12 protein-coding genes are annotated in these 13,637 nt (G+C 60.9%); 5 read left to right on the top strand and 7 right to left on the bottom strand.

What is annotated here, in order from left to right; all coding sequences use genetic code 11:
• Positions 1-36: 36 nt before the first annotated feature.
• Positions 37-966 carry a LysR family transcriptional regulator gene (locus tag HBO11_RS20235; protein ID WP_169957142.1) on the top strand — a complete coding sequence of 310 codons (930 nt, stop codon included), beginning with the start codon at positions 37-39 and terminating at the stop codon, positions 964-966.
• A gap of 134 nt (positions 967-1,100) precedes the next feature.
• Positions 1,101-1,799, top strand: a complete 699-nt coding sequence (locus tag HBO11_RS20230; protein ID WP_169957143.1) for a helix-turn-helix transcriptional regulator — start codon at positions 1,101-1,103, stop codon at positions 1,797-1,799.
• A 31-nt stretch (positions 1,800-1,830) separates the two neighbouring features.
• Here the strand turns inward: HBO11_RS20230 and HBO11_RS20225 are convergent, their stop codons facing one another.
• Positions 1,831-2,784, bottom strand: coding sequence for an adenosine deaminase (locus tag HBO11_RS20225; RefSeq protein WP_169957144.1), 954 nt, complete (start codon positions 2,782-2,784; stop codon positions 1,831-1,833).
• 194 nt (positions 2,785-2,978) lie between these two features.
• Here HBO11_RS20225 and HBO11_RS20220 point away from each other — a divergent pair, with 194 nt between their 5' ends.
• A complete protein-coding gene (locus HBO11_RS20220) occupies positions 2,979-4,067 on the top strand; it encodes a calcium:proton antiporter (RefSeq protein ID WP_169957145.1) in 1,089 nt (362 codons plus the stop codon).
• Here HBO11_RS20220 and HBO11_RS20215 read toward each other — a convergent pair whose 3' ends face one another.
• The 6 genes from HBO11_RS20215 to HBO11_RS20190 form a co-directional block, all read right to left on the bottom strand.
• Complete coding sequence (locus HBO11_RS20215) at positions 4,068-5,423, bottom strand: 8-oxoguanine deaminase (protein WP_169957147.1); 1,356 nt, start codon at positions 5,421-5,423, stop codon at positions 4,068-4,070.
• Positions 5,424-5,664: 241 nt separating this feature from the next.
• Entirely contained in the window at positions 5,665-6,351 is a 687-nt protein-coding gene (locus tag HBO11_RS20210; RefSeq protein WP_169957148.1) for an SDR family oxidoreductase, read from the bottom strand.
• Between the two features lie 46 nt (positions 6,352-6,397).
• Positions 6,398-6,979: a YigZ family protein gene (locus HBO11_RS20205; protein ID WP_169957150.1), complete on the bottom strand. Its 582-nt coding sequence runs from the start codon at positions 6,977-6,979 to the stop codon at positions 6,398-6,400.
• Between the two features lie 13 nt (positions 6,980-6,992).
• A complete protein-coding gene (locus HBO11_RS20200) occupies positions 6,993-7,652 on the bottom strand; it encodes a TetR/AcrR family transcriptional regulator (protein WP_169957152.1) in 660 nt (219 codons plus the stop codon).
• 87 nt (positions 7,653-7,739) lie between these two features.
• A complete protein-coding gene (locus HBO11_RS20195; protein ID WP_170058655.1) occupies positions 7,740-9,134 on the bottom strand; it encodes a nucleobase:cation symporter-2 family protein in 1,395 nt (464 codons plus the stop codon).
• Between the two features lie 86 nt (positions 9,135-9,220).
• Positions 9,221-10,141: a LysR family transcriptional regulator gene (locus HBO11_RS20190; protein ID WP_169957154.1), complete on the bottom strand. Its 921-nt coding sequence runs from the start codon at positions 10,139-10,141 to the stop codon at positions 9,221-9,223.
• A gap of 125 nt (positions 10,142-10,266) precedes the next feature.
• Here HBO11_RS20190 and HBO11_RS20185 point away from each other — a divergent pair, with 125 nt between their 5' ends.
• Positions 10,267-11,616, top strand: coding sequence for an aspartate aminotransferase family protein (locus tag HBO11_RS20185; RefSeq protein ID WP_169957156.1), 1,350 nt, complete (start codon positions 10,267-10,269; stop codon positions 11,614-11,616).
• A gap of 74 nt (positions 11,617-11,690) precedes the next feature.
• Positions 11,691-13,184, top strand: a complete 1,494-nt coding sequence (locus HBO11_RS20180) for a CoA-acylating methylmalonate-semialdehyde dehydrogenase (protein ID WP_057958254.1) — start codon at positions 11,691-11,693, stop codon at positions 13,182-13,184.
• Positions 13,185-13,637 lie beyond the last annotated feature (453 nt).

Below are 13,637 nucleotides of genomic sequence, written 5' to 3'. Positions count from 1 at the left end.
TCAATATATTTTTGATAATTAGTCGGGGCGATGCTCATGCTGCGTTTTGATGATTTGCAGTTGTTCGTGCGTGCGGCGGATTTGGGCAGTTTGTCTGCCGCCGCCCGGGTCATGGATATGTCGGCGGCGGTAGCCAGTGCCGCGTTGAAACGCATCGAGCAACAATTGGGTGCGCGCTTGCTGGCTCGCTCCACCCGCAGCCTGCGCCTGACCGCCGAGGGCGAGGGCTTCTTGCAGTACGCCCGTGGTGCCTTGAGCCAACTGGATGAAGGCCGGCGCCTGCTGGCCAGCGGTCAGGATCATGTCAGCGGAGTCTTGCAGCTGTCGGCGCCTTCGGACTTCGGACGCAACCTACTATTGCCGTGGCTCGACGAGTTTCAACGTGAGCACCCGCAATTGAGCGTACGCCTGCTGCTGGGCGACCGGATCGCCGACCTGTTCCGCCAGCCGGTGGATATCGCCTTGCGCTACGGCGAACCCGAGGACTCGAGCCTGGTGGCTTTGCCTGTGGCGCCGGACAATCGCCGGGTGCTGTGCGCGGCGCCCGGCTACCTGGCCCGCCATGGCGAGCCGCGCCACCTGGAGGAGTTGGCCCAGCACAATTGCCTGCTTTACATGCTCGGCAGCCGGGTGCACGACCATTGGAGCTTTCGCGATGGCAAGCGGGAAATCAGCCTGACCGTCACCGGTGACCGCTTCAGTGATGATGCCGATGTGGTGCGGCGCTGGGCCGTGGCCGGGGTGGGCATTGCCTACAAGTCCTGGCTGGATGTCAGCGCCGACGTGCTGGCCAGCCGTCTGCAGTTGCTCTTGCCGGAGCTGCAGGGTGAGCGCACACCGCTCAATCTGCTGTGCGCCCACCGCGCGCAATTGAGTAAACCGATCAATCTCCTGCGAGAAATGCTCGTGGCACGTTGTGGGAAGTTGAGCGCGCAGTTGCCTGAACGGCGAGGGACTACGCAATAACCCCAGGGGATTCAGGAAATTTCAGGCAGTTGCTGTAGCTGATTTGGCTGTAAGACGCCACGGAATCTGCTGCTTACACACTTATACTTTTGCGCGGAATGGAGCAGACCAACGATTCAACAGGGAGTGAGTACATGGAACAGGCACCTTGCATCAGCCAGATCGCCACCTTGCTGGCCGACCCTAAGCGCACCGCGATGATCTGGGCATTGATGGACGGCTCGGCCAAGCCGTCTGAAGAACTGGCGATGTTGGCTGGGTTATCGGCGTCATCGGCCAATGCGCATCTGGCGCGGTTGGCGGCGGGTGGATTGCTGCGTATTGAAGCCCGTGGGCGCAAACGCTTCTTCCGCATGGCGGCGGCGGATGTGGGCGCGGCAGTCGATGCGTTGGCCAGTACCACAATTGCCAGTGTGGCGCGCATTGCGCCCAGCCGGCCGGTGGCGGCGTTGCTGGCGCCGGCAGCGTTGCGCCAGGCGCGGCTGTGCCATGACCACTTGGGCGGGGAAATGGCGGCGGCACTTTATCAACGCATGCTGCTGGCGAAGTGGATCGAGCGCTACGAACAGCGGATCCATGTGACGCCCCTGGGCGCACGGCATTTGGCCGAGCACGGCATTTTTACCCAGGCCTTGGCCCATCAGGGTTACTCGACGCTGGCTTGCGACTGTTTTGACTGGAGCGAGCAGCAGCCGCACCTGGGTGGGGCGCTGGGGGCGGGATTGTTGCAATTGTTCATGCAGTCGCGCTGGTTGAAGACAATCAACGAGTCGAGCGCACTGCAGGTCACCGAGACCGGGCGCCTGGAAATTGCCCGGATAGCGGCTGTGTAGGAGCCGGCAAGCCGGCTCCTACCCGGGTTGCTTACGGCTTGATCAGGCGTGCATCCAGGCTGTTTTGCGCCAGGCGGCTGGCCTGGTCTTGGGTCATGCCCAGCGAGGTGTGCAACGCGTGGAAGTTCTCGGTGACATACCCGCCGAAGTACGCCGGGTCATCCGAGTTCACCGTGACCTTCACCCCACGCTCGAGCATGTCGAGGATGTTGTGCTGGGCCATGTCGTCGAACACGCACAGCTTGGTATTGGACAGTGGGCACACGGTCAGGGGGATCTGCTCGTCGATGATCCGCTGCATCAGGCGCTCGTCTTCGATGGCGCGCACGCCATGGTCGATACGCTGGATCTTCAGCAGGTCGAGGGCTTCCCAGATGTACTCCGGCGGGCCTTCCTCACCGGCATGGGCGACGGTCAGGAAACCTTCGCCACGGGCGCGATCGAACACGCGCTGGAACTTGCTCGGCGGGTGGCCCATTTCCGAGCTGTCCAGGCCCACGGCGACAAACGCATCACGGAACGGTAGCGCCCGGTCGAGGGTTTTTTCGGCTTCTTCTTCGCTCAGGTGGCGCAGGAAGCTGAGGATCAGGCCGCTGGTGATGCCCAGTTGCTGCTCGCCATCTTTGAGCGCGCTGGCGATGCCATTGAGCACCACTTCAAACGGGATACCACGGTCGGTGTGGGTCTGCGGGTCGAAGAACGGCTCGGTATGAATCACGTTCTGCGCTTTGCAACGCAGCAGGTAGGCCCAGGTCAGGTCGTAGAAATCCTGGGAGGTGCGCAATACATCGGCGCCCTTGTAGTAGAGGTCGAGAAACTCTTGCAGGTTATTGAAGGCGTAGGCCTTGCGCAGGGTTTCGACGTCGTTCCACGGCAGCGCGATTTTGTTGCGTTCGGCCAGGGCGAACAGCAGCTCGGGCTCCAGCGAACCCTCCAGGTGCAGGTGCAGTTCGGCCTTGGGCAGGGCGTTGAGCCAGTCGTACATGTGTGCGTTCTCATCAGGTGCAATGGCGGCATTCTACAGGCCAGGGCGCAAATAATCGGTAAAACCTGACTGAGCGGTAAGCATTGTTCGTGCCTGCGGCAATGGGTGAATGAACTAAGGTGTAACGAAACGTTAGCGAATCGCCGCAGTCTGTACCCCATCAATGACTGAATCGCCGCTCGAAAAGGCCCGCAATGCTCACATCCCTCAAGCAAGAAAAATTCATGTGGCTGGCGCTGATCGCCGCCATCGCGGCCTACTCGCTGGAGCACTGGCTGCTGCACAGTGGGCAGGTGACGGCACTGCTCGGTGGCCTGGTGCTGATCGGTTTTATCGTCATGGCGTCGATGCGCGTGGCCCACCACGCCGAACTTCTCGCTGAAAAGGTCGGCGACCCCTACGGCACCATGATCCTGACCCTCGCGGCAGTGCTGGTGGAAGTGGTGATCCTGGCGATCATGATGAGCAACGAGGCGTCGCCGACCCTGGTGCGCGACACGATTTACTCGGCGGTGATGCTGGATATCAACGGCATCTTAGGCTTGGCCGCGCTGATGGGTGGCATCAAGCATGGGGAACAGTCCTACAACGATGATTCGGCGCGGACCTACAGCGTGATGATCCTCACCGCCATGGGCGTATCCATGGTGGTACCGGAATTTATCCCCGAGGCCGATTGGAAAATCTACTCGGCCTTCACCATTGGCGCGATGGTGGTGTTGTACGCCTTGTTCCTGCGCATGCAGGTGGGGCCACACAGCTACTTCTTCAGCTACAGCTATCCGGAAAAACGCCGCAAGCCGTTGCCGGAAGAACAGGCTTCGTCGGTCAACCTGACATTCTCCATCGCAACCCTGGTGTTTGGCGTGGTGGTGATTGGCGCATTGGCCGAAGTGATGTCCAAGACCCTGGACCTTGGCCTGGAGGGCACGGGCGCGCCGCCGGTGATCACGGCGATCCTGGTGGCGGCGATTTCCGCCGCCCCGGAGATCCTGACCGCCTTGCGCGCGGCATTGGCCAACCGCATGCAGTCGGTGGTCAACATCGCGCTGGGTGCTTCGTTGTCGACGGTGATCTTGACCGTGCCGGTGATGGAAGCCATGGCGCTGTACACCGGCCAGCCGTTTCAGATGGCGATGACGCCGGTGCAAACCGTGATGGTGTTTATCACGCTGATTGTCAGCGCGATCAACCTCAACGATGGCGAAACCAACGCCATCGAAGGGATGACCCATTTTGTGCTGTTTGCGACCTTTATCATGTTGTCGCTGCTGGGCGTGTAGTCAGCCGGCGATCAACTGCCGCGCCGCCTGGCTGTGATCGGCGATCAGGCCCTTGAGGTCCATGCCCTCGATTTGCCCCTCGATCACCCGCCACTTGCCGCCCACCATCACCCGATCCGCACGGTCGGCGCCGCATAGCAGCAGCGCCGAAACAGGGTCGTGGCTGCCGGAGAAGCGCAGCTCATCGAGTTTGAACAGCGCCAGGTCGGCCTGTTTGCCTACCGCCAGTTCACCGATATCGCTACGGCCGAGCAACTGCGCAGAACCTTTGGTGGCCCAGCCCAGTACGCCTTCAGGGGTGATTTTTTCCGCGCCGTAGCGCAGGCGCTGGATATACAGGGCCTGGCGCGTTTCCAAAATCATGTTGGAGGCATCGTTGGAAGCCGAGCCGTCCACGCCCAGGCCAATCGGCGCGCCGGCGGCGATCAGGTCCAGGGTCGGGCAGATGCCGGAGGCCAGGCGCATGTTGGAGCTTGGGCAATGGCAAATCCCGGTGCCGGCCGCGCCCAGGCGGGCGATCTCCTCAGGGTTGAAGTGAATGCCATGGGCCAGCCAGGTGCGGGGGCCGAGCCAGCCGACGCTGTCGAGGTAGTCCACGGTGCGCAGGCCGAAGCGTTGCAGGCAGAAGTCTTCTTCGTCGAGGGTTTCGGCCAGGTGGGTGTGCAGGCGCACATCGAGCTGGTTGGCCAGTTCGGCACTGGCGCTCATGATTTGGGGGGTGACCGAAAACGGCGAGCAGGGCGCCAGGGCGATCTGGATTTGCGCGCCATCGCCGCGCTCGTGGTAGCGCTTGATCAGGCGCTGGCTGTCTTCGAGGATCACTTCGCCCTGCTGCACCGTCTGTTGCGGTGGCAGGCCGCCGTCGGCTTCGCCCAGGCTCATCGAACCGCGAGTGAGCATGGCGCGCATGCCCAGTTCGCGCACGCTATCGACTTGCACGTCGATCGCCTGCTCCAGGCCATCGGGGAACAGGTAGTGGTGATCGGCCGCGGTGGTGCAGCCTGAGAGCAGCAGTTCGGCGAGCGCGACTTTGCTGGCCAGGGCCAGTTTTTCCGGGGTCAGGCGCGCCCAGACCGGGTACAGGGTTTTCAGCCAGGGGAACAGCGGCTGGTTGACCACCGGGGCCCAGGCGCGGGTCAGGGTCTGGTAGAAGTGATGGTGGGTGTTGATCAGGCCGGGAAGGATCACGTGCTCGCGGGCGTCGAAGGTGTGTTCGCAGGCCAAGCTTGGTTGTTGGCCGAGGGCGAGTACTTCAACGATCACGCCGTCTTGCAGCACCAGGCCGCCACGGGCATCGAGAGCATTGGCAGTGAAAATCGCGAGAGGGTTTTTTAACCAGGTACGGGTCGCAGGCATTGGCCGGCTCCTCTGAATGATGGGTTCAGGTTTGCCAGCTCAGTGTTGCCCTGTCTGCTGATCCAGGGTCGCCGGTAAAGGCGAGGTGGGAAGTCTACGTGGAGTGAGCGGTGGGGTCTATCCACCGCTCATCCGACATCCATTTATCCTGTAGGAGCCGGCTTGCCGGCGATGAGGCCCGCCAATATTGCGATGTTCTCAGTGGCGCCATCGCCGGCAAGCCGGCTCCTACAGGGTGGGGTTACCAGGGAATGGTCTGGCCCTTGTAGTTGACGAAATGATGGCCGCCCTTGCCGGTGTAGGCGTTCACTTGGGCAATCAGGCCGCGCACGCTGGTCTCCACGTCCAGGTCGGCCCCTTCGCCGCCCATATCGGTCTTGACCCAGCCCGGATGCAACGACAGGACGGTCAGTTTCTGCTCGCCCAATTGCGACACGAAGCTGTTGGTCATGGAGTTCAGGGCGGCCTTGCTGGCCTTGTACAGCGCAAGGTCTGGTGCGTCGGGCATGGTCACGCTGCCCAGCACCGAGCTCATGAACGCCAGTACGCCGCTGCCCTGGCGAATCTGCGGGGCAAAGCGTTGAGCCAGGTTGATCGGCGCCACGGCATTGGTGAAAAACAGTTGGCCGACTTCGGCCTGGGTCGCGTGGCCCGGGGTCTGGTTGGCCGGGCCCTTGACGCCGGCGTTGACGAACAGCAGGTCGAAGGTCTGGGTTTTCAGGCGCTGGTTCAAGGCGATGACGGCCTGTTGGTCGTCCATGTCCAGTTGCTCGATCTGTACCGGGCCCAGGTTTTTAAGGGCGTCGGCTTTTTGCGGGTTGCGCACGGTGGCGGTGACTTGCCAGCCATCAGCCAGCAATTGCTTGACCAGGCCAAGGCCCAGCCCGCGCGAGGCGCCGATGATCAGTGCGGTTTTTGGCGTAGACATGAAGGCTTCCTTTGGCGTCGGGGTTCAGTGAACAACCTTATCAGGTTCAGCGTTGTAGCAGGATTCGTCCGCGGCTCAGGTCGGCCAACTGCGTTTGCAGGGTGTCGATATGGGCTTCGCCGAGTGCCAGTTGCAGCTCCACGCCGTTGGCGGTGAAGGTTTCTTCCACCACCAGGCCACCCAGTTCGGCGACACGCAGCTTTACCAGCGTCAACTCGGCAAAGCCGCAGGCGCAACTCAAGGGCACGCGGCTGATCAGTTCGACCCGTTCGGCGTTTTGCAGGCATTTATTCGCGCCGCCCCCATAGGCCCGGGCCAGGCCACCGGTACCCAGTTGGATACCGCCATACCAGCGGACCACCAGCACCACGACCTGGTCAAACCCCTGGGCCTCGATGGCGGCCAGGATCGGCCGCCCGGCGGTGCCGCCGGGTTCACCGTCGTCGTTGCTGCGGTATTGCCCACCGAGTTTCCAGGCCCAGCAGTTATGCGTGGCGTTGAGGTCGCTGTGCTGCTCGATAAACGCCTGGGCGTCCTGCGGGCTGGTAATCGGCGCGGCATAGGTGATGAAGCGGCTTTTGCGGATTTCTTCGCGAAATTCGCAAAAGCCCGTAAGGGTGAAAGGCATTGGATCGCTTCGTTCAGAGGGCAGGCTTGATGCCACAGCCCTTGAGAATAATGTGGATAAGGTTGCTGCCGGCGTCTTCCATGTCCTGCTTGGTCAGCTTGGTGCGACCGGTCACGCGGCAGATCTGGGTCGCGAAGTCAGCGTAGTGCTGGGTGCTGCCCCACAGCAGGAAGATCAAGTGTACCGGATCCACGGGGTCCATCTTGCCGGCATCGATCCAGGCCTGGAATACCGCAGCCCGGCCGCTGAACCAGGCGCGGTAGTCCTGGCTGAAATATTCGGTAAGGCATTCGCCGCCGCTGATGATCTCCATGGCGAAGATTCGCGAAGCCTGGGGCTGGCGCCGCGAGTATTCCATCTTGGTGCGGATATAGCGGGTCAGCGCCTCGGCAGGATCATCCTCGGCGGTCAAGGTGTTGAAGGTGCTGTCCCACAGTTCGAGGATATTGCTCAGCACCGCGATATACAGCCCCAGCTTATTGGTGAAGTAATAATGCAGGTTGGCCTTCGGCAGCCCGGCGCTCGCGGCGATGGTGTTCATGCTGGTGCCTTTGTAGCCATGCCGGGCGAATTCGTCTTCAGCGGCCTGGATGATCGCTTGTTCGTTCTTTTGCCGAATGCGGCTGGCGGGTTTTCCGGCGTGGCTGTTGTGGGCAGGAACTTCGAGGCTCATGGAGGTTTCCGTGCAGATCGATGAATGCGATTGCTGCACAGATAACCCACCCTCAAGCCTCAGACAAGTCCCGATACGATAAAAGCGTCAAAGCGGTTCCAGCGTGTCGTTTTCCACGAGTGGATTTGCGGCAGGCGTTGTCGCCTTGGATTCCGGCAGGATCAGGCACAACACAATCGCCGTCAGCCCGCCGCTGGTGATGGCTGAATCGAACAGGTTTTGCACCAGGGTTGGCATCAGGTGTAACAGGTTCGGTTGCGCGGCGATGCCCAGGCCGACCCCAAACGAGGTGGCGATGATCAGCATGCTGCGGCGGTCCAGCGGGGCTTGGGCCAGGATGCGCACGCCGGCGGCGGCCACGCTGCCGAACATCACCAGGGTCGCGCCGCCGAGCACCGGCTTGGGGATTTGCTGCAATACCGCGCCAATCATTGGAAACAGCCCGAGGCAAAACAGCACTACGCCGATGTACAGGCCCACATAGCGGCTGGCGACGCCGGTCAACTGGATCACGCCGTTGTTCTGGGCAAAGGTGGTGTTGGGGAACGCGCTGAAAGTGGCGGCGATCATGCAACTGACGCCATCCCCCAGCACGCCGCCCTTGAGCCGGCTTATATAGGAAGGGCCGCTGATGGGCTGGCGGGCGATCATGCAGTTGGCGGTGAGGTCGCCCACGGTTTCGATGCTGCTGATCAGATAAATCAGCGCGACCGGCAGGAAAGCGCTCCAGTCGAAGCTGAAGCCAAAATGGAACGGCGTCGGCAGGCTGATCAAGGGCAGGTCGGGCAGGGGCTGGGGCACCAGCTTGCCGCTGAACCAGGCGGCGAGGCTGCCCAATAGCAGGCCGATGATGATTGCGCTCAGGCGTACCCACGGCGTATTCGAGCGATTGAGCAGGATAATCGTCAGCACTACGAACAGGCCCAGGGCCAGGTTAGTTGGCGCGCCAAAGTCCGGCGCATTGAAGCCGCCGCCCAGGTCGGTGATGCCCACCTTGATCAGGCTGATGCCAATCAGGGTAATCACAATCCCGGTTACCAGCGGCGTGATGACCCGGCGCAGTTGGCCGATAAAACGGCTCAACACGACCTGCACCAGCGCGCCGAAAAAGCACACGCCAAAGATCATCGCCAGGATGTCTTCCGGGCTGCCGCCGCGCTGCTTGACCAGGAAACCCGCCGATAACACTGCGCCGAGAAAGGCAAAGCTGGTGCCTTGCAGGCAGATCATCCCCGCGCCAATTCCAAACGGCCTACGGGCCTGGATGAAGGTGCCGACACCGGAAACCATCAACGCCATGCTGATCAAGTAGGGTAGGTGGGCGGCCAGGCCCAGGGTCGAGCCGATGATCAGAGGCGGGGTGATGATGCCGACGAAGCTGGCGAGCACATGTTGCAGGGCCGCGAGCAATGCGGGCAGTGGTTTGGGACGGTCGTTGAGGCCGTAGATCAGGTCGCTGGCGCTGGAGGATTCTGGTGGCATGGCATGTGGACTCGGGGCTGACGGTTCATGGTCCCTGTGCCTTGCAAAAAGCTGTCCACTTGCTCAGGTTTTGTGTGGGGCCCGTATCAGCGGGTCGCGGCCAGGCTGTCGAGAAAGCTTTCCAGCACCAAATGGGGGCGGCGGCCCTTGCGGGTGACCGAAGCCAGGCTTAAATCGTAAAAACGTGTAGGCGGTTTCAGCGCACGCAGTCGGCCTTGTTGAACCCACAGGCTGGCGTAGTGGTCGGGCAGGTAGCCGATATAGCGCCCGGTGAGGATCAGGAAGGCCATGCCCTCGCGGTCGGAAGCACTGGCGGTGCAGTTGAGCGCCTGATAATGGGCCTGGATATCGGCGGGCAGGCGGAAGGTTGGTGCGATGGCGTCCTGGCTATTGATGCGGTGGTCGTCCAGTTGCTTATCGTCCGCATAAAACAGCGGATGGCCCACCGCGCAGTAGAGCAGCGAACGCTCGCTGTACAGGGGTTGGTACTCCAGGCCCGACAGTGCGCTGGCCTGGGGCACCACGCCGACATGCAGGCGCCCGTCGAGCACACCTTGTTCCACTTCGTTGGGGGCGATCATGCGGATCTGGATCTGCACGTCCGGGCCGCGTTCTTTCAACTGCGCCAGGGCATGGGTGATGCGCATATGGGGCAGGGTCACCAGGTTGTCGGTCAGGCCGATGATCAGTTCGCCGCGCAGGTGCTGGTGCAGGCCGTTGACCTCGGTGCGGAAACTCTCCAGCGCACTTAATAGTTGCAGTGCGGACTGGTAGACCTCGCGACCTTCTTCCGTCAGGGAGAAACCGGCGCGCCCGCGCTGGCACAGGCGCAGGCCCAGGCGCTGTTCGAGGTCGCTCATTTGCTGGCTGATGGCCGAACGGCCGATGCCCAGCACGGTTTCCGCCGCCGAGAAGCCTCCGCACTCCACCACACTGCGAAAGATGCGCAACAGGCGGATATCGAAGTCGCTGACTTGGGCTAGCGGGTCGGGTCGACGGCTGCTCATAGTTTAGTGAATGCCTGACTGAAGGTTAGAAGAGTTGCATTTCCTAGACTTTATCCCCGTGGCAATTTAGCTGCAACAACGCTTTTCAATCCCGACGCTGCCTTTTGCCCTGCGAGGTTTTGCTGATGAACATGCCCGAAAACGCCCCATCCACCCTGGCCAGCCAATTGAAGCTGGATGCCCACTGGATGCCTTACACCGCCAACCGTAACTTCCAGCGCGACCCACGCCTGATCGTGGGTGCCGAAGGCAGTTGGTTGATCGATGACAAGGGGCGTCGGGTCTATGACTCGCTGTCGGGGCTGTGGACCTGCGGCGCAGGGCACACGCGCAAGGAAATCCAGGAAGCGGTCGCCAAGCAACTGGGCACCCTGGACTACTCGCCAGGCTTCCAATACGGTCATCCTTTGTCCTTCCAGTTGGCAGAAAAGATTACCGACCTGACCCCAGGCAACCTGAATCATGTGTTTTTCACTGACTCCGGCTCCGAGTGCGCCGACACGGCGGTGAAGATGGTGCGTGCGTACTGGCGTCTAAAGGGCCAGGCAACCAAGACCAAGATGATCGGCCGCGCCCGTGGTTATCACGGGGTGAACATCGCCGGTACCAGCCTGGGCGGCGTCAACGGCAACCGTAAGATTTTTGGTCAGGCGATGATGGATGTTGATCACCTGCCCCATACCCTGCTGGCCAGTAATGCCTTCTCCCGCGGCATGCCGGAGTTGGGCGGTATTGCCCTGGCTGACGAGTTGCTCAAGCTGATCGAGTTGCATGATGCTTCGAACATCGCTGCGGTGTTCGTCGAGCCGATGGCAGGCTCGGCTGGTGTGCTCGTGCCACCCCAGGGCTACCTCAAGCGCCTGCGTGAAATATGTGACCAGCACAACATCCTGCTGGTGTTCGACGAAGTGATCACCGGCTTTGGCCGGACCGGCTCGATGTTTGGTGCCGATAGCTTCGGTGTGACGCCGGACCTGATGTGCATCGCCAAGCAAGTCACCAACGGGGCGATTCCGATGGGTGCGGTGATTGCCAGCAGCGAGATCTATCAGACATTCATGAACCAGGCGACGCCTGAGTACGCGGTGGAATTCCCACACGGCTATACCTACTCGGCACACCCGGTAGCTTGCGCAGCCGGGTTGGCGGCATTGGATCTGTTGCAGAAGGAAAACCTGGTGCAGAGCGTGGCCGAAGTCGCGCCGCACTTTGAGAATGCGCTGCATGGCCTCAAGGGCAGCAAGAATGTGATCGACATTCGTAACTACGGCCTGGCCGGTGCGATCCAGATTGCACCGCGTGATGGGGACGCCATCGTGCGCCCATTCGAAGCAGGCATGGCGTTGTGGAAGGCCGGGTTCTATGTGCGTTTTGGCGGCGACACCCTGCAGTTCGGCCCAACCTTCAACAGCAAACCGCAGGACCTGGATCGCTTGTTCGATGCGGTCGGCGAAGTGCTGAACACGATCGACTGATTTCTCCTTCTATATAGAACAACTGTCGGGCGCGACGCGTGTCGCGCCTGTGGACAACTTTTCAGGAGCCTTGCATGAGCCTTATCCAGCATTTGATCAACGGCGAACTGGTTAACGATAGCGGTCGTAGCGCCGACGTCTACAACCCATCTACTGGCCAGGTGATTCACCAGGTGCCATTGGCCAGCCGTGAAACCATTCAACAGGCGATCGACTCGGCCAAGGCGGCATTCCCGGCCTGGCGCAATACGCCACCGGCCAAGCGTGCCCAGGTGATGTTTCGTTTCAAGCAATTGCTGGAGCAGAACGAAGCCCGCATCTCGCAGTTGATCAGCGAAGAGCATGGCAAGACCCTGGAAGACGCCGCCGGTGAGTTGAAGCGCGGTATCGAAAACGTTGAGTACGCGTGCTCGGCGCCGGAAATCCTCAAGGGCGAGTACAGCCGTAACGTCGGCCCGAACATTGATGCCTGGTCCGACTTCCAGCCGCTGGGTGTGGTGGCGGGTATCACACCGTTCAACTTCCCGGCCATGGTGCCGCTGTGGATGTATCCACTGGCTATCGTCTGCGGTAACTGCTTCATCCTCAAGCCATCGGAGCGCGACCCAAGCTCGACGCTGTTGATTGCGCAGTTGCTGCAGGAAGCCGGTTTGCCCAAAGGCGTGTTGAGCGTGGTGCATGGTGACAAGGGCGCGGTGGATGCGCTGATCGAGGCGCCTGAGGTCAAGGCCTTGAGTTTTGTCGGTTCGACGCCGATTGCCGAGTACATCTATTCCGAAGCGACCAAGCGCGGCAAGCGTGTACAGGCGCTGGGCGGGGCGAAGAACCATGCGGTGCTGATGCCGGATGCGGACCTGGACAACGCGGTCAGTGCCTTGATGGGCGCAGCCTACGGTTCCTGCGGCGAGCGTTGCATGGCGATCTCGGTGGCCGTGTGTGTGGGTGACCAGGTGGCGGATGCTCTGATCGCCAAGCTGGTACCGCAGGTCAAGGCGCTGAAGATTGGTGCGGGTACTTCTTGTGGCCTGGACATGGGGCCGTTGGTTTCTGCGCAGGCGCGGGACAAGGTCAGCGGCTATATAGAAGACGGTGTGTCTTCGGGTGCTGAGCTGGTGGTCGATGGGCGTGGCTTGAGCGTTAGTGGTCATGAGGACGGCTTCTTCCTCGGTGGCTGCCTGTTTGATCGCGTGACACCTGAAATGCGCATCTATAAAGAAGAGATCTTTGGCCCAGTGCTGTGCATCGTCCGGGTGAATAGCCTGGAAGCGGCGATGCAACTGATCAATGATCACGAATATGGCAACGGCACCTGCATCTTTACCCGTGACGGTGAGGCGGCGCGCCTGTTCTGTGACGAGATTGAAGTGGGCATGGTAGGGGTTAACGTGCCATTGCCAGTGCCGGTGGCTTATCACAGCTTCGGCGGCTGGAAGCGTTCGCTGTTTGGCGACTTGCACGCCTATGGGCCGGATGGGGTGCGTTTCTATACCCGTCGCAAGGCGATCACCCAGCGCTGGCCGCAGCGTGCCAGCCATGAGGCGTCGCAGTTCGCGTTCCCTAGTTTGTAAGGTTGGATGAGCAGAAGGCCGGCCCCTTGGGGCCGGCCTTTGCGTTTTCGGGGCTTTTTTGACCGATATGACAGAATTGTGAAAGTAACGGTTGACGGCGATTTATATCTGTCTATAATTCGCCCCACTTCCGGCGCAGTCGAAACGGAAAACTCCTTGGTAAACAAAGAGTTATGTGGTTTTCGGCAGTAGGTTGCTTCAGTTCATCGAAGCCAAAAGGAAGTTGAAAAAGAGGTGTTGACAGCAGCGTGTAACGCTGTAGAATTCGCCTCCCGCTGACGAGAGATCGAAAGCGCAAGTGGTTGAAGTTGTTGAGGAAAATCTCGAAGCTTCTGAAAATAATCACTTGACAGCAAATGAGGCTGCTGTAGAATGCGCGCCTCGGTTGAGACGAAAGATCTTAACCAACCGCTCTTTAACAACTGAATCAAGCAATTCGTGTGGGTGCTTGTG

Source organism: Pseudomonas sp. WS 5010, assembly GCF_012985565.1.
GTDB lineage: Bacteria > Pseudomonadota > Gammaproteobacteria > Pseudomonadales > Pseudomonadaceae > Aquipseudomonas.
This window is presented reverse-complemented; position numbering and strand designations above follow the sequence as displayed.

Excerpts from the sequence above, each read along its gene's own strand:
- HBO11_RS20235 (WP_169957142.1), top strand. The coding sequence starts at position 37 with ATGCTGCGTTTTGATGATTTGCAGTTGTTCGTGCGTGCGGCGGATTTG.
- HBO11_RS20230 (WP_169957143.1), top strand. The coding sequence starts at position 1,101 with ATGGAACAGGCACCTTGCATCAGCCAGATCGCCACCTTGCTGGCCGAC.
- HBO11_RS20225 (WP_169957144.1), bottom strand. The coding sequence starts at position 2,784 with ATGTACGACTGGCTCAACGCCCTGCCCAAGGCCGAACTGCACCTGCAC.
- HBO11_RS20220 (WP_169957145.1), top strand. The coding sequence starts at position 2,979 with ATGCTCACATCCCTCAAGCAAGAAAAATTCATGTGGCTGGCGCTGATC.
- HBO11_RS20215 (WP_169957147.1), bottom strand. The coding sequence starts at position 5,423 with ATGCCTGCGACCCGTACCTGGTTAAAAAACCCTCTCGCGATTTTCACT.
- HBO11_RS20210 (WP_169957148.1), bottom strand. The coding sequence starts at position 6,351 with ATGTCTACGCCAAAAACCGCACTGATCATCGGCGCCTCGCGCGGGCTG.
- HBO11_RS20205 (WP_169957150.1), bottom strand. The coding sequence starts at position 6,979 with ATGCCTTTCACCCTTACGGGCTTTTGCGAATTTCGCGAAGAAATCCGC.
- HBO11_RS20200 (WP_169957152.1), bottom strand. The coding sequence starts at position 7,652 with ATGAGCCTCGAAGTTCCTGCCCACAACAGCCACGCCGGAAAACCCGCC.
- HBO11_RS20195 (WP_170058655.1), bottom strand. The coding sequence starts at position 9,134 with ATGCCACCAGAATCCTCCAGCGCCAGCGACCTGATCTACGGCCTCAAC.
- HBO11_RS20190 (WP_169957154.1), bottom strand. The coding sequence starts at position 10,141 with ATGAGCAGCCGTCGACCCGACCCGCTAGCCCAAGTCAGCGACTTCGAT.
- HBO11_RS20185 (WP_169957156.1), top strand. The coding sequence starts at position 10,267 with ATGAACATGCCCGAAAACGCCCCATCCACCCTGGCCAGCCAATTGAAG.
- HBO11_RS20180 (WP_057958254.1), top strand. The coding sequence starts at position 11,691 with ATGAGCCTTATCCAGCATTTGATCAACGGCGAACTGGTTAACGATAGC.